The sequence below is a fragment of the Streptomyces sp. NPDC059037 genome, from assembly GCF_042740015.1.
Classification (GTDB): Bacteria; Actinomycetota; Actinomycetes; order Streptomycetales; family Streptomycetaceae; genus Streptomyces.
Genome location: NZ_JBHYIG010000213.1, coordinates 1 through 17,094, shown reverse-complemented (window position 1 = coordinate 17,094; position 17,094 = coordinate 1). Strand labels below are relative to the sequence as shown.

The window sequence follows — 17,094 nt, the reverse complement described above, 5'->3', positions numbered from 1 at the left end:
ACACAGCTCCCGCGCGCGCGCGGCGGGGCGGGGGCCAATAGCCGCTCCCGAACACAAAGAACGCCTCGTATGCCAAGAACGCTCCGTACCCTCAGCCGATCTCCACCACGATCTTGCCCCGGGCGTGCCCCGCCTGGCTCAGTTCATGGGCCAGGGCCGCCTTCTCCAGCGGGAAGACCTCCGCGATCGGCACCGTCAGGGCGCCGCTCTCCACCAGCTCCGTCAGCGCGGCGAAGTCCGCGGCGTCGGGGCGGGCGAAGACATAGGAGCCGCCGCGTGCGACGACCGTGTGGTCGACCACGGACACCAGGCGTCCGCCGTCCTTCAGGAGGCCCTTGGACGTGCGCAGCGCCTGCTTGCCCACCGGGTCGACGATCACGTCGACGCCGTCCGGGGCCAGCGCGCGGACCCGCTCGTCGAGCCCCTTGCCGTACACCACCGGATCGGCGCCGAGCTCCCGCAGGAACGCGTGGTTCGGCTCGGACGCCGTGCCGATCACCCGCGCGCCGAGCGCCTTGGCGATCTGCACCGCGAGCGAGCCCACGCCGCCGGCCGCCGCGTGCACGAGCACCGTCTCACCGCGTGCGGTGTGCGCCGCCCGCACCAGCGACTGGTACGCGGCGAGCCCGGCCAGCGGCAGACCCGCGGCCTGCGCCCACGAGAGCCCGGCCGGCTTGCGGGCCAGGCAGCGCACCGGCGCCGCGACCAGCTCGGCGAAGGTGCCGCGGGAGAGCATGTCCTCGCGTACGTAGCCGATGACCTCGTCGCCGGGTGTGTACTCGGTGACCGCGATGCCGGCCTGCTCGACGACCCCGGCCATGTCCCAGCCGGGGACGACCGGGAAGACCGGGTCGATCAGGGTGCCGAGATAGCCCTCCCTGGCCTTCCAGTCCACCGGGTTGACCGCGGCGGCCTTCACCCGCACCAGGACGGAGTCGGGGCCGAGTCTCGGGTCGGGCAGTTCCCCGTACTCCAGGACGTCGGCCCCGCCGAAGGCGCGGTACGAGACGGCCTTCACTGGGCCATCGCCGCCATGTCCACGCCCAGCTGGCGGAAGATGTCCCCCATGTCGAGCTGGTCCCAGTGCTCGGCGAGCAGGCCGTCCTGCACCCGCCAGATGTCGATGGACTGGAAGGTGACCGGCTTTCCGGTCGCCGGTATGCCGAGGAACTCGCCCTGGTGGGTGCCCGAGTAGATGATGCGGGCGGCCACCCGGTCGCCCTCGGCCACCTGGTCCTGGACATCGGCGGTCATGTCGGGGAAGCCGGTGAACACCGCGGCCCAGAACGCCCGGTTGGGCTCGATGCCGTCGTCGACCACCGGGTTGTGATCGATGTGGTCGGGGTGGGTGTGGTTCTCCATGGTGCTCACGTCATGGGTGTTGATCATGTCCACGAAGTGCTGCAGGAGTTCACTGTGTTTCCGCGTCAGGTTCTGCGGCAGGTTCTGCGACATCCAGGGCCTCTCTCTCGCGAAAGCCGGACGCGCGGCGGCGGACCGCGCCGCGCCCGACCGAAGATGACAGCGTCCGGTAGAGCCGCGATGGAGAACGGGCCTCGCCCCGGCGCGGCCCGTCCGGGCCCCCACCGGCGCTTGAGCCGGGGACCCTAGCGTCCGGTCCATGAAGGCTCTCGTACTGTCCGGCGGGGCCGGCACCCGCCTGCGGCCCATCACCCACACCTACGCCAAGCAACTCGTCCCCGTAGCCAACAAACCCGTGCTGTTCTACGGGTTGGAGGCGATCGCGGAGGCGGGCATCACCGAGGTCGGCATCATCGTCGGCGACACCGCCGCCGAGATCGAGGAAGCCGTCGGCGACGGCTCCAAGTTCGGCCTCGACATCACCTACATCCCCCAGTCGGCACCGCTGGGTCTGGCGCACGCCGTCCTGATCGCCCGGGAGTTCCTCGGCGACGAGGACTTCGTGATGTATCTCGGCGACAACTTCATCGTCGGCGGCATCGCGGACCTGGTCGGCTCGTTCCGCGAGAGCCGGCCCGACGCGCAGATCCTGCTCACCAAGGTCTCCGATCCGACCGCCTTCGGCGTCGCCGAACTCGACGCGTCCGGCCAGGTGGTGGGTCTGGAGGAGAAGCCCGCGCAGCCGCGCAGCGACCTGGCGCTCGTGGGCGTCTATCTCTTCACTCCCGCCATCCACGAAGCCGTACGCTCCATCAAGCCGTCCTGGCGCGGCGAGCTGGAGATCACCCATGCCATCCAGTGGCTCATCGACAACCGCGGCGGCGTCCGCTCGACGACGATCTCCGGTTACTGGAAGGACACCGGAAACGTCGTCGACATGCTGGAGGTCAACCGCTCCGTCCTCGAGGCCGCCGACGGCGGCATCGACGGATCGGTGGACGAGGCCTCCGAGATCGTGGGCAAGGTCAAGGTCGAGGCGGGCGCGGAGATCGTCGGCTCGCGGATCGTGGGACCTGCCGTGATCGGCGCCGGATCGGTGATCACCGATTCATACATCGGCCCTTCCACCTCCATCGCGGAGGGCTGCCGGATCACCGACAGCGAGATCGAGTTCTCCATCATGCTCAGCGGTTCGTCGGTCGACGGCGTCCGCAGGATCGAGAGTTCCCTGATCGGCCGGAGCGTGGAAGTGACCCCCGCGTCGCGGGTTCCCGCGGCCCACCGGCTCGTCCTCGGCGACCACAGCAAGGTGCAGATCGCGTCATGACCCCACCACAGACACCGCAGACAGCGCAGACATCGCAGACACCGCGGACACCGCGGACACCGCGGACACCGCGGACAGCGGGCAAGGGCCCCACGAAGATCCTGGTCACCGGCGGCGCCGGCTTCATCGGCTCGCACTACGTCCGCACCCTGCTCGGGCCCGACGGACCGGGCGGCGTGCGGATCACCGTCCTCGACAAGCTCACCTACGCGGGCAACCCCGCCAACCTCGACCCGGTGCGCGAGCACCCCGGATTCTCCTTCGTCCAGGGCGACATCTGCGACGCCGAACTGGTGGACACGCTGGTCGCCGAGCACAGCCAGATCGTGCACTTCGCCGCGGAGTCGCACGTCGACCGCTCGATCCTGGGCGCGACCGAGTTCGTACGGACGAACGTCGCGGGAACCCAGACCCTGCTCGACGCGGCGCTGCGCCACCATGCCGGGGACGAGGGCGTGTTCGTCCACGTCTCGACCGACGAGGTGTACGGCTCGATCGACCACGGCTCCTGGCCCGAGTCCCATCCGCTGGCGCCCAACTCCCCCTACTCCGCGTCCAAGGCGTCCAGCGATCTGCTCGCCCTCTCCTACCACCACACCCACGGCCTCGACGTCCGCGTGACGCGCTGCTCCAACAACTACGGGCACCACCACTTCCCGGAGAAGCTCATCCCGCTGTTCATCACCCGGCTGATGCAGGGACAGGACGTTCCGCTGTACGGCGACGGGCTCAACGTCAGGGACTGGCTGCACATCGACGACCATGTCCAGGGCATCGACCTGGTCCGCACCCGGGGCCGCGCGGGACACGTCTACAACATCGGCGGCGGCACCGAGCTGACCAACAAGGAGCTGGTCTCCCTGCTCCTTGAGGCGTGCGGGGCTGGCTGGGATTCGGTGACGTACGTCGAGGACCGCAAGGGCCACGACCGGCGCTACTCCGTCGACTGCACCAAGATCACCGAGGAGTTGGGCTACCGGCCCCGCAAGGACTTCGCCACGGGGCTCGCCGAGACCGTCGCGTGGTACCGCGAGAACCGCGACTGGTGGGAACCGCTCAAGCAGCGGGCGGCCCTGTGAGCGGCGGCTGGGTGGTCACCGGAGCGGGCGGGATGCTGGGCCAGGACGTGGCGGCCCGGCTCTCGGCCGCCGGGGTGAAGACGACCGCCCTGGACCGCGGCGCCCTCGACATCCGCGACGGCGCGGCCGTGCGGGACACGGTCGCCGGGCTGCGGCCGTCGGTCCTGGTGAACTGCGCGGCCTGGACCGCCGTCGACGACGCGGAGGCCCAGGAGGGCGAGGCGCTGCGGCTCAACGGCGACGGGCCACGCCAACTCGCCCTCGCCTGCCGGGAGTCGGGCACCCGGCTGCTCCATGTCTCCACGGACTACGTCTTCGCGGGGGACGCCTCGTCGCCGTATGCGGAGGACGCGGCGCCCGCGCCCCGCACGGCGTACGGCAGGACGAAGCTGGCGGGCGAGCGGGCGGTGCTCGACATCCTGCCCGCGGCCGGCCACGTGGTGCGCACGGCCTGGCTCTACGGCGTCGGCGGGCCGAGTTTCGTGGCGACCATGATCCGCCTGGAGCGTGAGCGGGACACCCTGGAGGTGGTCGACGACCAGCGGGGCCAGCCGACTTGGACGGCAGACCTCGCGGACCGCCTGGTGCGCCTGGGCCGTGCGGCCGTCGACGGGACGGCGCCGCCCGGCATCTACCACGGCACGAGCGGCGGGGACTGCACCTGGTTCGAGCTGGCCAGGGAGACCTTCCGGCTCCTCGGCGCGGATCCGGAGCGGGTGCGTCCGACCACCAGCGCCGCGTACGTCCGCCCCGCACCCAGACCCGCCTACAGCGTCCTTGGCCACGGCCGCTGGGCAGGGGCCGGGATCGAGCCAATCCAGGACTGGCGCGCCGCGCTCGCCGGAGCATTTCCCGCATTGCGCGCGGCAGTTACCGGAGGACCATGAAAAGCTCACCCGCGACAAGTGACCCGGCCACTGCCCTATCCCTCGTGGCGGAACAAATATAGGGAGCGCACAGAGGAATCCACTCCGTAGCGCTGAGGAAGGGCAATCAAGCCATGGACAAGATCATCGCATCGGCTGCTCACGTTCCCGCCACGACTCCGAGTGCCGTCCTGCCGAACCTCGTCGTGGAGCGGCTCGGTGCCCACGGTGGCTCATCGGATGCCCCGTTCACCTTCACCAACGCCGCTTTCACGTTCACCAACGCGGCGTTCACCTTCACCAACACCTCCCAGCAGCACACCATGGGAGCCCAGGGCATAGCCGAGCTGTCACGGGCATGACCGTGGCCGGGGGGCACGAGAGAACCACGACGATCACGGACACGACCGTGCGGGTGGAGTTCAAGAGTCATCTCCACCCCGCGGTCGTCCCCGGCGAAGCGGCCTACTTGGTGTCCCACCACGGGATCACCGCACTGCACGGCCCGCACGCCGAGATCCTTGTCCCGCTTCTCGACGGCACCAGGACACCGGAGGCCATCGCCCGTGCGGCCCACCCGGCGCTGACCGGCGACGAGGTCGCGTCCGCACTGCGGCTGCTCACCGATGCCGGCCTGCTGCGCTTTAGGCCTTCGGACCGCCGCACCACTCATTCCGAGCGGGTCAGCGAGGCCTACTGGGACCTCGCGGGCCTCGACGGGGCCCACGCCGCCGACGAGGTGGCGCGGGCGACCGTGCGGATCAGCGCACTGGACGCGACGGCGCTGCGGCCCGTGCGGCAGGCGTGCCTGGACACGGGCCTGCACGTCACGGAGGTGGAGAGCGCCGCGGACTTCACCATCGTCCTGGTGGACGACTACCTCGATCCGGCGCTGCGCGAGGTGGACGCCCTCCACCGAGCCGCGCGGCGCCCCTGGATGCCGGCCCGGCTGCGCGGGCCTGAACCATGGATCGGCCCCATCTTCCGCCCGGCGGAAGGACCTTGCTGGAACTGCGTGGCGACGCGGCTGCGCGGCCATCGCACGACGGAACTGCCGGTCCAGCGCTCCCTCGGCCTCGACCGCCCGCTCACCAGGCCGGACGCCTCGCTGGCCGCGGGGCGGGCGCTGGCCGCGCACACCGCCGTACTGGAGACGGTCAAGTGGCTCGCCGGGGCGCGGCGTCCCGAGCAGAGCTCCATCCTGACGCTCGACACCCTGACGTTCCAGAGCACCTGGCACCCCACGACGCGGCAGCCCCAGTGCGCCGTGTGCGGAAACCCTCAGATCGTCGGCGAGCGGGGCTGGTCCCCTTTCGTGCCGCGCAGCCGCCCCAAGGCGGCCGACGGCACCGGCGGCGGCCATCGGGCGCTCACCGCGGGGCAGATGCTGGAGCGGCACGGCTCGCTGATCGGTCCGGTCACCGGAATCGTCAAAGAGGTCCGCCGCGCCGAGGGCACCCCCTCGTTCGCCGAGGCGTACGTGTCGGGCCAGAACCTCGCCATGGAGTCGGGGAGCCTCGCCCAGATGCGGGCCGGGCTGCGCTCGCTCAGCGGCGGCAAGGGTCTGACGGCGACCGAGGCCAAGGTGAGCGCCCTGTGCGAGGCGGTCGAGCGGTACAGCGGGACCCGGCGCGGCGACGAGCCGGTGGTGCGCGACAGCTACCGCTCGCTGGGCCCTCAGGCACTGCACCCCAACGCCTGCCAGCTGTACCACGACCGGCAGTTCCGGGACCGCGACCGCTGGAACGCCGAGTGCTCGCCGTTCAGTTACGTACCGGAGCGCTTCGACGAGACGTGTCCGGTGGGCTGGACACCGGTGTGGTCCCTCGCATCGGGAACCCACCGGCTGCTGCCGACCAGCATGCTCTACTTCTCCCCCGACCGGCTCCCCGCCCATGAGCCCACCGCCGACTCCAACGGCAACGCCGCCGGATCCAGCACCGAGGACGCCGTGCTCCAGGGCTTCCTCGAACTGGTGGAGCGGGACGCGGTGGCCCTGTGGTGGTACAACCGCACCCGCCAGCCCGCCGTCGACCTGGACTCCTTCGACGAGCCGTACATCGATCGGTTACGCGCCGGCTACCGCAGGCTCGGCCGCGAGATCTGGGCGCTCGACCTGACCACGGATCTCGGCATCCCGGCGATCGTCGCCCTCTCCCGGCGCACCGACGGACCGACCGAGGACATCGTCTTCGGCTTCGGGGCCCACTTCGACCCGGGTGTCGCGCTGCGCAGGGCGCTCACGGAGATGGGCCAGCTGCTGCCATCGGTCCACGGGACACACGGCGGGCCTGGCGTGTACGGGACCGACCACCCCGGGGCGGTGGCCTGGTGGCGCTCCGCGACGGTCGGGAACCAGCACTATCTGCGGGGCGCCGACGACGTCGCGCCGTGCACGCCACGGTCCTGGGTCTACACCCACCGCACGGATCTGCGCGACGACCTCACCGCCGTCACCGAACTCCTCACCGGGCGCGGCCTCGACCTCCTGGTGCTCGACCAGACCCAGCCGGACATCGAACTCCCGGTGGTCAAGGTGCTGGTCCCCGGCCTTCGGCACTTCTGGGCGCGCTATGCGCCGGGCCGGCTCTTCGACGTCCCCGTCGCGCTGGGAAGGCTCGCGGAACCGACGCCGTACGACGAACTCAACCCCGTCCCGCTCTTCGTCTGAATGCCTCCCCGAATTCCATCTCTCTTTCAACTACCGGTCAGGACCTGACAGTTACGGCATCCGAATTGAATGTGCATATCACCTCTCCTGCTTAGGATGAGCGGCTCAGGGCCACTCCCCCCAGGTTGCTTAGGAGCACTGCGAGGATGCGCGAGACCCGTCTCGACCAGTCCGATCCGTCAAAGATACGAATCAACAGTGGTCCCGCCCCGCAACTGGCACGGACCATCCTGCTGGCGACGCTCACGTGTTACTTGATCATCACGGTGATCAACCTCCTGAGTGCGGACCCGACCGCGGCCACTCTGGTGACGGGCCTTGTCACCATCTCGGCTGCGTTCGCACTGCAGTTGAACCACTCCAGGCGAGGGGCGGACCGCGCTCCCTTACGACGCAGGCTGCTGACGCTCGGCGCACAGTCCGTCGTCACGTATCTGCCCCTCGTCTACTTCGGGGTCGCCTGGGGCGGGATGGCGGGATTCTTCGCAGGGTCGCTTCTCCTCCTGCTGCCCACCCGGGTGGGCTGGCCGCTCTTCGCGGCGACCGGCCTGAGCCTGCTCGTCCCCGGCATCCTCAACGATCTCTCGGTCGTCGACATCGTCTACATGTGCCAGAGCACCCTGCTCTCCGGACTCGTGGTGTACGGCCTCTCCCGGCTCTCGGCGATCGTGGAGGAGGTGCACGCCGCCCGCGCCGAGATCGCCAGAATGGCCGTGGTCAACGAACGCCTGCGCCTCTCCCAGGACTTGCACGACCTGCTCGGCTACAGCCTCTCCGCCATCGTGCTCAAGAGCGAGCTGATCCACCGCCTCCTGGGCGTCCAGCACGAGCGTACGGAGCAGGAGGTGACCGAGGTCCTCTCCATCTCCCGGCAGGCGCTCGCCGACGTCCGCAGGGTGGCCAGCGGCTACCGGGAGATGTCGCTGCTCACGGAGGTGTCGTCCGCGCAGTCGGTGCTCGTGTCGGCGGAGGTGGACGTCACCGTCGACATCGCCCCCGCCCTCAAGGACGTCAACGCGCTGGCCGGAACGGTCCTTGCGACCGTCCTGCGCGAGGCGGTCACCAATCTGCTGCGGCACAGCAAGGCGAGCCGGTGCGCCATCACCGCCTCGATCGACGACGGAACGGCCCGCCTGACGATCGTCAACGACGGCCTGGTGCGCGACCACCGCCCGCCGGCCCCGCACAGCGGCAACGGTCTGGGCAATCTGGAGCAGCGGCTGTGCGCGATCGGCGGAACGCTGACCATCGACCGGCCGCAGGGCGAACCGGACGACGGGGCTCCAACGGGGCTGTTCCGCCTGATCGCCGAAGCTCCGGTCAAAGCAGTCACCGTCGCGGCGGTGACCGCGGAGCCGCAGCTGACGGAAATGGCGAACCCCGAACCGTAACTGTCCAACTACGCGACTGGAGTTGGCTGATATTGTCACCCCGGATTCTCTGGCAGTGCCTGCACAGATCGACATCCTGGGGGGACTGTGCTCCGCGTACTTCTGGCCGAGGACATGCACATGGTGAGAGGCGCTCTGGTGGCCTTACTGAGTCTCGAGAGGGATCTGAATGTCGTGGCGAGCGTGGAACGCGGGGACGAAATCCTGCCCGCGGCGCTCGCGGAGAAGCCGGACGTGGCGATCATCGACATCGATCTTCCGGGGCTCGACGGGCTGAGCGCGGCGTCCCTGCTGCATGAGCGGCTGCCCGACTGCAAGACCCTGATCCTCACCAGCCTGGACCGCCCCGGCACCCTCAGGCGTGCGATGGCCGCCCAGGTCTCCGGGTACCTCCTGAAGGACGCCCCGCCGCAGAAGCTCGCCCAGGCGGTGCGGAAAGTGGCCGGCGGCCAGCGGGTGATCGACTCCGAGCTGGCCCTCGCCGCCTGGGGAGGCGCGGACAGCCCGCTGACGGCCCGCGAGACCGAGGTGCTCCAGCTGGCCGCGGGGGGTTACGAGGTCGTCGAGATAGCGACGCAGCTGCGGCTCTCGGTCGGCACCGTACGGAACTATCTGACGACGGTCGTGACCAAGCTCAACGCACGCAACCGCGTCGACGCCATCCGCATCGCCCGTGAGGCCGGCTGGCTGCTGTGAGCGGGCCGGAGCCCGGCGCTCAGTCCGTGGGATCCCCGTCCGGGACGACCATCCCCGCGACCGCGAGATAGTCCAGGATGGCGTCCGTGACCTCGGCGGGCAGTGGCAGCGCGTCGCTCACCACGGCGGGCGTGACCGGCCAGCCGAGGAGCCCCACCACCCAGATCGGCTCGGGCCGGTGGATGAGCACGTGGTGCGGCGACGAGGCGGTCTGCAGTCGCACCGAGGACTCGCCGAAGGCCATGGAGAGGCCGACGGCCGTCCGCAGCGCACGGCCGTCCCGCCGCCCCGCGAGGACCAGTTGGGCACCTTCCGCGACCGGGACCACCGACAGGAGCGGCCCTCTCAGGTCGTCGACCCCGAGGGTGCGGACGATCAGATGGGAGAGCCGCTCGAAGACCGGCAGGAGGACCTCATAGGGGTCCGGGTCCTCAGGACCCGTCGGCGCGGGCCACGCGTTGTCGAGCACGACGGGGCCGAGTTCCATCCGGCTGAGCACGTTGCGGACCAGCGGTGTCGGATCGCCGATCCACTCGGTGCCGGAGTTCCACTTGAGGGACAGGTGCTCGGCGCCGTCGCCGGCCGCGACTTCCACGTCCTCCCGGAGCGACCACAGCTGGATGAGCTGACCGGCGAACGGCTCCGCCGACTCCGGAGACTGCGCCATGGGACCTCCTCGTGCCGTCGGAAGCCACCCTGTTCCAACGGCCGCCGGTGCGGCAGTCCTGAAATCACGCCGGGCACATGAATCGCTCATACCCGGGGGCGCGGCCGCCGCCGGGCACCGGCGCTCAGCGGTTCACATAGCCGCCGTCGACTGGCATGACGGCACCGGTGACGTACGAGGCGCGGTCGCTCAGGAGCCAGGCCACCGCCTCGGCGATCTCCTCGGGATCGGCGGTGCGCCCCTGGGGCGTCGCCGCGTGGATCGCGTCCTCCAGGCCGGGATTCGTGGCGTACCAGTCCTGGGTGATCTCGCTGCGCGTCGAGCCGGGGGCCACCGCGTTCACCCGGATCCCCTGCCGCGCGTACTCCTCGGCGGCCGCGCGGGTGAAGCCGATGACGGCGTGCTTGGACGCGACGTAAGGGGCCGCCGTCGCGATGGCGACAAGGCCGCCGACGCTGCTGTTGTTCACGATCGAGCCTCCGCCGGCGGCCAGCATCGCGGCGATCTCGGGGCGCAGACAGTTGAACAGGCCGCGTACGTTGGTGTCGACGATGCGGTCGTAGACGTCGTCGCCCATGGTGTGCAGGGGCTCCGGGTTGCCGCCGGTGCCCGCGTTGTTGAAGGCGCCGTCCAGCTTCCCGTGCCGCTCGACGGCCGCGTCGACCGCGCGCCGCGCGTCCTCGCCGCGCGTCACGTCGCCGACCACGTAGGACGCCTCGAAGCCCTTGGCGGTCAGCTCCGCGGTGTGCGCCGCGAGCTGCTCCTCGCGGCGTGCGCTCAGCACCACCGCCGCGCCCTCGCGGGCGAAGACTCCCGCGGCAGCCGCGCCGATGCCGCTGCTGGCCCCGGTGACCAGTATGACCTTGCCCGATAGCAGTCCAGCCGATGCAAACATGCAGGCCAGTCTGCCAGCGGGCAAGGTCGTACCAGCCGGTGGGCCGCCTCAGGACACGCTGTCCGCGGTGACCTCGCTGCGGCCGGGGGTGCTCGCAGCGGGGCAGCCCTTGGCGACCGTCACGTCCTTCTTCTTCTCGGACAGCATCACGTAGATCGCCACCGAGAGAAGCGCGCAGATCACGGCGCTCGCCCACAGGACCGCCTGCCAGGCGCCGGTGAAGCCCTCGCTCACGAAGTCGAAGAAGCTGGGCTGCACCTTCTCCGGCAGCTTCTCCAACGGCCCGCTCAGATCACCGGAGTTGACGCTGTTGGCCAGGTCGGCGGGATCGCCCTTGTACGCGGGGAACTTGTCGAGGCCGTCGTTCAGCCAGTTCTGTACGAGGTTGACGAGCGCGGAGCCCACCGCGGCGATGACCACGGCCTCGCTGCCCAGGCGCAGGGTGTTGAGGAACCCGGCCGCCGTGCCGGTGGCCTCGGGGGCGACCACCGTGAGGACCGCGCCGTCGACCAGGCCGAAGTTCAGGCCGAGGCCGATGCCGAGCAGGATCAGCGGTCCGGCGAGGGCTCCGAGGCCGATGCCGGGCTCCAGGACGACCGCGAGCCAGGCGACACCGAGGGTCAGGCAGGCCAGGCTCAGCGCGAAGACATTGCGCGCCGACCAGCCCCACTTGACCAGACGTCCGGCGATCAGCGGCGTGGGCAGGATCGGCAGCGTCATCAGGAGCATCGTGCTGCCCGCCGCCTGACTGGTCGACTCGTTGGCGACCAGCAGATAGTTGGGCAGCAGCGGCAGCAGGATCACGAAGGCGAACGTGACCACGACGGGGATCAGGCAGAGCGCCATGAACTTGGCGTTGCGCAGCAGCGACAGATCGAACATCGGGTGCGGCTGGCGCTTCTCCACCAGGACGAAGACCGCCATCAGGAGCACCGCGCCCGCCAGGCAGCCGAGCACTCCCGGGCTCGCCCAGCCCCACTGCGGCCCCTCGACCATACCGAGCATGAGCAGGAAGAGGCTGCCGACGAAGGTGGCCGTGCCCGGCCAGTCGACCTTGGCGGCGGACTCGCTGCGGGACTCCTGCATGAACGGCACCGCGAAGAGCACGAGCAGCATGAGCACCGCGTGCGCGCCGTAGAAGGAGCGCCAGCCGAGGGTGTCCGCGAGGACGCCGGCCACCATCGCGCCGAGCGCGAGGCCGGCGCCCGTGGCGATGCCGACGGCGGCGAACACCCGGGTGCGGGCGGCTCCGTCGAAGCTGGTGGCGAGGATGGAGCTGCCGCTGGTGAGCAGACCCGCGGCGCCCACACCGGCCACGGCGCGCGCCAGGTCGAGTACGTAGATGTCGCTGACCACCGCGCTGACCAGCGAGGCCACCGTGAACAGCACCGCACCGACGGCGAACACGCGCCGCCGCCCGAGCAGGTCGGCCAGTGCGCCGCACGCCAGCATGAAGCTCGCGAAGGTCAAGTTGTAGGCGTGCACCACCCATTGCAGGGCATCAAGGGACGCGTCCGTGTCCAGGCCGATGTGTGGCAGGGCCACACCCGACCCGGTGACCGAGGTCGGCAGGATCAGCAGGGTCAACAGGACCGCGATCAATGTGACTTGGGGGTTCGATCCCCGGGTTCGCCCACCTGAACGGGAAGACAACTCTTGCGCTCCTTAGTGCGAGTGCGTGTGCGCTGAGTGCGCGTGCTTTACGCGATGGATTCCGCGCGCACCTTGAGTGCCGCGTTCATGAGCAGGAAGCCCTCTTCGATGCGCCACACCATGCCGCCGGCCAGGGGCATGGTCAGACCGCCGAAGTCCTCCCGCTGGCGGAGCAGGACCCCGCCGGCCCCTCCCTTGTCGTTCTTCTCCAGCAGGAACTCGTGCCGAGCCCGGAAGATGCTCGCGTGCCGGATGATCCCGGACCACTGGAGCATGCGGTTCCGCTCGACCACGGTGACCGTGGGCTTGTGGACCTCTTCCTCGGACTTCTTGGGGCGCTGCATCCGCAGGCTCAGTTCCTGGCCCACTTCGGCCTTGCCGCGGGCCTCGATGATGAAGGGGTTCCACTCGCGGTACCGGTCGAGGTCCACCACGACGTCCCAGACCACGTCGAGCGGGGCATCGATGGCGACCTGGGTCTCTATGTTGCGACGCATTCCATATCCCTTACGCGGTAGATGTGTTCAAGAAGCGGGGGCGGTCACGCGGGGATGGAGTTGGCGACGCCGCCGTCGACGAGGAGGTCGACTCCGTTGACGTACGACGCGTCGTGCGACGCGAGGAAGGCGACGGCTGACGCGACCTCCTCCGGGGTGCCGATGCGCTTGAGCACGACGTCCTGGCGGCTTGCCTCGCGGGCCTCGTCGGTCGGCACGGACTCGCGGAACATGTCGGTGTCGATGTAGCCGGGGCTGACGGCGTTGACCCGGATGCCGCGGTCGGAGAGGTCGCTGGCGAGGGTCTTGGTGAGGTTGGCCGCGGCCGCCTTGCTCGCGGCGTACAGAGAGCCGATGACCAGGCCCTTGTGGTGGGTCCACGAAGCGTTGATCACGATCGAGCTGCCGTCCTTGAGCAGCGGCAGGGCGTGCTTGACGGTGAAGAAGACGCCCTTGAAGTTGGCGTCCACCACGCCGTCGAAGTCCTCCTCGGTGAACTCCTCGATCCGCTTGAAGACGCCGACACCGGCGTTGGCGAACACCACGTCCAGGTGGCCGAAGCTCTCCCGCACCTCTCCCATAAGCCGGTCGAGGTCGGCCGGCTTGGAGACGTCGGCGGGCACCGCGAGCAGCCGGTCGCCCGCGTCCAGGCGCTCGGCGGCGCGCTTGAGGCGGTCCTCGCTGCGGCCGGTGATGACGACCTTGGCGCCCTCGTCGAGCAGGCGCCGCGCGGTCGCCAGACCCATTCCGGTCGCGCCGCCTGTGATGAGGGCGACCTTGCCGTCGAAACGGGCACCGTAGGACGTGCTCTGCATGATGAAATCCCCAGCCTTTGAATGGATATGAGCTGCCACGAAGGCTTGAGCGGCACTGCGTGGGAAGCCGAAACGTCGAGCCGTTCACGGTCCGGTGAATGGACACGTGCGTGCTCACGTTGAGCATCCTCGCCGCTATTGGCGAGACATGAGTAGAGCCAACTTATGGTGGTGTTATGACCACCACCCACACCACAGCCGTCCGCGCGGTTCAGGCCCGGCCGCGACGGGAAGATCTGCGTGACTTCTTGCGTTCGCGCCGCGCCAGGGTGCTGCCCGAGGAGGTCGGGCTCCCGGGCCGCGGCCTGCGGCGGACCCCCGGTCTGCGGCGCGAGGAGGTGGCCACGCTCGCCGGCATCGGAGTCTCCTGGTACACCTGGCTCGAACAGGGACGGAACATCAAGGTCTCGGACTCCGTCGTCGAGTCGATCAGCCGCGTCCTGAAGCTGGACGCCGCCGAACTCTCCTACTTCTACCGCCTGGTGGGCCTCAATCCGCCCGCGCCCGTGGCGGCGGGGGACACGGCTCCCATGCCCGAGCTCGAACGGCTCATGGACTCGTGGTCGCCGTATCCCGCCTATGTCCTCGACCGCTGGTGGAACTACGTCCTGACCAATTCGTCGGCGCAGGCGGTGTTCGGAGTGCCGCGCAGCGGCCAGAACTGCCTGGTGCTGTTCTTCACCGAACCGCGCTACCGCTCCTTCTTCACGAACTGGTCGACGCTCGCGCCGCAGGTCGTGGCCGATTTCCGCAGCGCGGCGGCGTCATTCCCCGATGATCCGCGTTTCTCGGTGATCCAGCGCGGACTCTACGAAAGGAGCCCGGAATTCGCCGAGTTGTGGGACAAGCACGATGTCCGCGCGGAATCCAATGGCACCAAGGCGGTGATCCATCCGGTCATGGGCGAGATGACATTTGATCACCTCGTCATGCATCCTTCGACACGTCAGGACCTGCGGGTCTCCGTGCATTTGCCGCGCGACGGTGAGGCGCGTCACAAATTGGAGCGGCTCCTCTCGCCGCCGGATCACAGCATTCCGGATCACGGCATTCCGGATCACGGTGTTCCGGACCCTTGCATTCCGGATGGCCCGTCCTTGATGACGGCACCGCGCTTGTAGGCGTGCGTGATCAACTCGCAGGCGAAGTCGGCGATGTACGGGATGCTGCCGAGGCGCTCGCCGAAGAAGCGGTAGAGGTCGGCCTCGTGCTCCATGGCGACCTCGAGGATCAGATTGTGCGTTCCGGTGATGGCCGCGCAGTACCGCACCTCGGGGCAGGCGGCCAGCGCCGTGCCGACCGAGTCCAGGCCCGCCGGGCTGACCTTGAGGCAGATCTGGGCCTGTACGGGAAGACCGAGCAGCGCCGGTTCGACCTCGGTGCGCAGATGGAGAATCCCGCGCTCCAGAAGGGAGTTGACGCGGCGGCCCGCGGTCGCCACGGAGAACCCGAGCTCGCGGGCCATGTCGGTGAGGCTGATCCGCGCGTTCCTGATCAGTGCCGCCGCGACGCGGTGGTCGGTGGAGGTCAGCTCGTACTGGTCCTCCAGCGGTGACACCAGGCGCACGGCCCCGGCCCGCAGCTTGCGCTCCTCGCCCGGAGACAGCAGCGGGGCGTGCCACTCGGCGACGGTGGTGAACGTCCGCAGCGTGGTGCTCACATGGAACTTCTCGATGGCGGTGACGCCGGATATGCCCTCGGTCATCAGGGTGTGAAGTCCGCCACGTCCGGCGACGACGACCTCGCACCACAGCACATCGCTGCGGCCGCTGACCCCGACGACCCGCCGGATGTCCTTGCACTCGGCGAGGGCGTGGGCGGCCCTCTCCATGTGGCCGCGCTCGACTTCGAGGCGCAGCTGGACCGCGCTGCCGAGGCCGCCGCGGGCCGTGTCGAAGAGCGCCGTGGGGTGTATCACCCGCCAGGCTATGAGGCGTTGGATTCTTCTGGCCACCGTGCGTTCGTGCTCGCCGAGGGCCCTTCCGATTTCGCCGCTCCCGGCCCGAGGGTTCACTTGGAGAGCCGCGATCACACGGCGGTCCGCGGCGTCGAGGGTGTCGGAATCTTTCATCACAGCGCGATCATCGCAAGTTCCCGACAGTTCTGCCTGGTCGTGTTGTCCGAACTCACCGCAGTGGTGCAGGATTCATTCACCTACCGGCTGCACTGGGCCGGCGGGTGACTGAGACTCAGGGGGGAATCGCACACCGGCACAACGCAGCGGGCGAGAGCATGTCGAAGGGGCCATGCACTCAGGAAGCGTTCGGTGTGCGATCTCTTTTTTTACCAAAAACAAACCGCCATCGCGGTTTACTCGGGAGGACTCGATGGAGTTCCGCACACTCGGAAACCTGGCCCTTCTCGTCGACCGACGCGACATCACGCCGACCGCCCCCAAACAGCGGCAGGCCCTGGCGCTCATCACGCTGCGGGCGGGCCAACGCGTCGGCATGCCCACGCTCATCGAGGAGATATGGGGCGGACTCGCCCCGCGTACGGCGATGACCGCGCTGCAGACCTATGTGGGCCTGATCCGCCGCACCATGGCGGAGGCCACGGGCAGCACGGTCAAGGAAGTGGCGGCCGACCGCCTCGTCACCGACGGCAACAGCTATCTGCTGAACGTGGGCGACGGCGAGTGGGACAAGCCCGTCTTCGAACGGCTCGTCCAGGACAGCAGGGAGGCCTTCGCCCGCAATGACGCGGTCGAGGCCGAACGCCTGCTGCGCCGGGGCCTGACGCAGTGGCGCGGACGGCCGCTGGCCAATGTCCGCACCGGCAAACTGCTCGCGCCGCACGTCCAGCGGCTCGTCGAACTGCATCTGGGGGCGCGCACCTTGCTGGTCGACGCGATGCTGCGCAGAGGCCGCGTCCAGGAGGCCGTGGAGGAGGCCAGGGAGCTGGTGACCGAGCACCCCTACCACGAGCATGTGCACGCCCAGCTCATGCGGGCGCTGTACTCGTCGGGGCGCAGGGCGGCGGCGCTCGAGGTCTACCAGCAGCTGCGGAACCGCATGAAGGACACCCTGGGCATCGCTCCGTCGCCCAGCATCAACACCCTGCACCACGTGCTGCTGCAGGACGAACCGGATGAGCAGTTCCTGGCCTTGTCGGGTGTCGCATCCTGATACGGAGCCGGACCGATGCGATGTATGCGTGGGGGGTGCCGCGAACC

Annotated in this window: 18 protein-coding genes; 10 read left to right on the top strand and 8 right to left on the bottom strand. The window is 69.4% G+C overall.

Annotated elements, in window-relative coordinates; translation table 11 throughout:
• Nucleotides 1–91: 91 nt before the first annotated feature.
• A complete protein-coding gene (locus ACFWY6_RS32900; RefSeq protein ID WP_384698241.1) occupies nt 92–1,018 on the bottom strand; it encodes an NADP-dependent oxidoreductase in 927 nt (308 codons plus the stop codon).
• On the bottom strand, nt 1,015–1,455 hold the full coding sequence (locus ACFWY6_RS32895; protein WP_384698239.1) for an ester cyclase: 441 nt from the start codon (nt 1,453–1,455) through the stop codon (nt 1,015–1,017). Before ACFWY6_RS32895 ends, ACFWY6_RS32900 begins: the two co-directional genes overlap by 4 nt.
• A gap of 166 nt (nt 1,456–1,621) precedes the next feature.
• Between ACFWY6_RS32895 and ACFWY6_RS32890 the strand changes: the two genes are divergently transcribed.
• The 7 genes from ACFWY6_RS32890 (at nt 1,622) to ACFWY6_RS32860 (ending at nt 9,392) form a co-directional block, all read left to right on the top strand.
• Entirely contained in the window at nt 1,622–2,689 is a 1,068-nt protein-coding gene (locus ACFWY6_RS32890; protein ID WP_384698236.1) for a glucose-1-phosphate thymidylyltransferase, read from the top strand.
• Complete coding sequence (gene rfbB, locus ACFWY6_RS32885) at nt 2,686–3,768, top strand: dTDP-glucose 4,6-dehydratase (protein ID WP_384698233.1); 1,083 nt, start codon at nt 2,686–2,688, stop codon at nt 3,766–3,768. Before ACFWY6_RS32890 ends, rfbB begins: the two co-directional genes overlap by 4 nt.
• Complete coding sequence (gene rfbD, locus ACFWY6_RS32880; protein ID WP_384698230.1) at nt 3,765–4,655, top strand: dTDP-4-dehydrorhamnose reductase; 891 nt, start codon at nt 3,765–3,767, stop codon at nt 4,653–4,655. Before rfbB ends, rfbD begins: the two co-directional genes overlap by 4 nt.
• Nucleotides 4,656–4,768: 113 nt before the next feature.
• Entirely contained in the window at nt 4,769–4,996 is a 228-nt protein-coding gene (locus tag ACFWY6_RS32875; protein ID WP_384698227.1) for a hypothetical protein, read from the top strand.
• Nucleotides 4,993–7,305, top strand: coding sequence for a TOMM precursor leader peptide-binding protein (locus tag ACFWY6_RS32870; RefSeq protein ID WP_384698223.1), 2,313 nt, complete (start codon nt 4,993–4,995; stop codon nt 7,303–7,305). Before ACFWY6_RS32875 ends, ACFWY6_RS32870 begins: the two co-directional genes overlap by 4 nt.
• Before the next feature lie 146 nt (nt 7,306–7,451).
• A complete protein-coding gene (locus ACFWY6_RS32865) occupies nt 7,452–8,696 on the top strand; it encodes a sensor histidine kinase (RefSeq protein WP_384698220.1) in 1,245 nt (414 codons plus the stop codon).
• Between the two features lie 87 nt (nt 8,697–8,783).
• Nucleotides 8,784–9,392 (top strand): response regulator transcription factor, encoded by a 609-nt coding sequence (locus ACFWY6_RS32860; protein WP_360765725.1) that lies wholly within the window; start codon nt 8,784–8,786, stop codon nt 9,390–9,392.
• A 19-nt stretch (nt 9,393–9,411) separates the two neighbouring features.
• Here the strand turns inward: ACFWY6_RS32860 and ACFWY6_RS32855 are convergent, their stop codons facing one another.
• The 5 genes from ACFWY6_RS32855 to ACFWY6_RS32835 all read right to left on the bottom strand — a co-directional run bounded on the left by ACFWY6_RS32855 (nt 9,412) and on the right by ACFWY6_RS32835 (nt 13,919).
• Nucleotides 9,412–10,059: an NADH oxidase gene (locus tag ACFWY6_RS32855; RefSeq protein ID WP_365483961.1), complete on the bottom strand. Its 648-nt coding sequence runs from the start codon at nt 10,057–10,059 to the stop codon at nt 9,412–9,414.
• Between the two features lie 124 nt (nt 10,060–10,183).
• Complete coding sequence (locus ACFWY6_RS32850) at nt 10,184–10,954, bottom strand: SDR family NAD(P)-dependent oxidoreductase (protein ID WP_384698216.1); 771 nt, start codon at nt 10,952–10,954, stop codon at nt 10,184–10,186.
• A 48-nt stretch (nt 10,955–11,002) separates the two neighbouring features.
• Complete coding sequence (locus tag ACFWY6_RS32845) at nt 11,003–12,541, bottom strand: MFS transporter (protein ID WP_384698213.1); 1,539 nt, start codon at nt 12,539–12,541, stop codon at nt 11,003–11,005.
• A 113-nt stretch (nt 12,542–12,654) separates the two neighbouring features.
• The gene (locus ACFWY6_RS32840; RefSeq protein ID WP_384698210.1) at nt 12,655–13,104 is read right to left on the bottom strand and encodes an SRPBCC family protein; all 450 of its coding nucleotides are present in this window, start codon (nt 13,102–13,104) and stop codon (nt 12,655–12,657) included.
• A 44-nt stretch (nt 13,105–13,148) separates the two neighbouring features.
• A complete protein-coding gene (locus ACFWY6_RS32835) occupies nt 13,149–13,919 on the bottom strand; it encodes an SDR family NAD(P)-dependent oxidoreductase (protein ID WP_384698208.1) in 771 nt (256 codons plus the stop codon).
• Between the two features lie 176 nt (nt 13,920–14,095).
• On the opposite strand from ACFWY6_RS32835, the gene ACFWY6_RS32830 reads away from it, so the two are divergent.
• Nucleotides 14,096–15,040: a helix-turn-helix transcriptional regulator gene (locus ACFWY6_RS32830; RefSeq protein WP_384698205.1), complete on the top strand. Its 945-nt coding sequence runs from the start codon at nt 14,096–14,098 to the stop codon at nt 15,038–15,040.
• On the opposite strand, the gene ACFWY6_RS32825 is transcribed toward ACFWY6_RS32830, so the two are convergent.
• Nucleotides 14,977–15,933 (bottom strand): Lrp/AsnC family transcriptional regulator, encoded by a 957-nt coding sequence (locus ACFWY6_RS32825; protein WP_384698244.1) that lies wholly within the window; start codon nt 15,931–15,933, stop codon nt 14,977–14,979. The two genes, ACFWY6_RS32830 and ACFWY6_RS32825, sit on opposite strands and share 64 nt — an antisense overlap.
• On the opposite strand from ACFWY6_RS32825, the gene ACFWY6_RS32820 reads away from it, so the two are divergent.
• Entirely contained in the window at nt 15,883–16,101 is a 219-nt protein-coding gene (locus ACFWY6_RS32820; RefSeq protein ID WP_384698247.1) for a hypothetical protein, read from the top strand. The two genes, ACFWY6_RS32825 and ACFWY6_RS32820, sit on opposite strands and share 51 nt — an antisense overlap.
• Before the next feature lie 145 nt (nt 16,102–16,246).
• Nucleotides 16,247–17,047, top strand: a complete 801-nt coding sequence (locus tag ACFWY6_RS32815; RefSeq protein ID WP_384698202.1) for a BTAD domain-containing putative transcriptional regulator — start codon at nt 16,247–16,249, stop codon at nt 17,045–17,047.
• The last annotated feature ends 47 nt before the right edge of the window (nt 17,048–17,094 follow it).

What these genes read in the sequence shown, in the direction of transcription:
- ACFWY6_RS32890 (WP_384698236.1), top strand. Translation starts at nt 1,622, where the DNA reads ATGAAGGCTCTCGTACTGTCCGGCGGGGCCGGCACCCGCCTGCGGCCC.
- ACFWY6_RS32835 (WP_384698208.1), bottom strand. Translation starts at nt 13,919, where the DNA reads ATGCAGAGCACGTCCTACGGTGCCCGTTTCGACGGCAAGGTCGCCCTC.
- ACFWY6_RS32895 (WP_384698239.1), bottom strand. Translation starts at nt 1,455, where the DNA reads ATGTCGCAGAACCTGCCGCAGAACCTGACGCGGAAACACAGTGAACTC.
- ACFWY6_RS32840 (WP_384698210.1), bottom strand. Translation starts at nt 13,104, where the DNA reads ATGCGTCGCAACATAGAGACCCAGGTCGCCATCGATGCCCCGCTCGAC.
- ACFWY6_RS32875 (WP_384698227.1), top strand. Translation starts at nt 4,769, where the DNA reads ATGGACAAGATCATCGCATCGGCTGCTCACGTTCCCGCCACGACTCCG.
- ACFWY6_RS32870 (WP_384698223.1), top strand. Translation starts at nt 4,993, where the DNA reads ATGACCGTGGCCGGGGGGCACGAGAGAACCACGACGATCACGGACACG.
- ACFWY6_RS32815 (WP_384698202.1), top strand. Translation starts at nt 16,247, where the DNA reads ATGGAGTTCCGCACACTCGGAAACCTGGCCCTTCTCGTCGACCGACGC.
- ACFWY6_RS32830 (WP_384698205.1), top strand. Translation starts at nt 14,096, where the DNA reads ATGACCACCACCCACACCACAGCCGTCCGCGCGGTTCAGGCCCGGCCG.
- ACFWY6_RS32855 (WP_365483961.1), bottom strand. Translation starts at nt 10,059, where the DNA reads ATGGCGCAGTCTCCGGAGTCGGCGGAGCCGTTCGCCGGTCAGCTCATC.
- rfbB (WP_384698233.1), top strand. Translation starts at nt 2,686, where the DNA reads ATGACCCCACCACAGACACCGCAGACAGCGCAGACATCGCAGACACCG.
- ACFWY6_RS32865 (WP_384698220.1), top strand. Translation starts at nt 7,452, where the DNA reads ATGCGCGAGACCCGTCTCGACCAGTCCGATCCGTCAAAGATACGAATC.
- ACFWY6_RS32850 (WP_384698216.1), bottom strand. Translation starts at nt 10,954, where the DNA reads ATGTTTGCATCGGCTGGACTGCTATCGGGCAAGGTCATACTGGTCACC.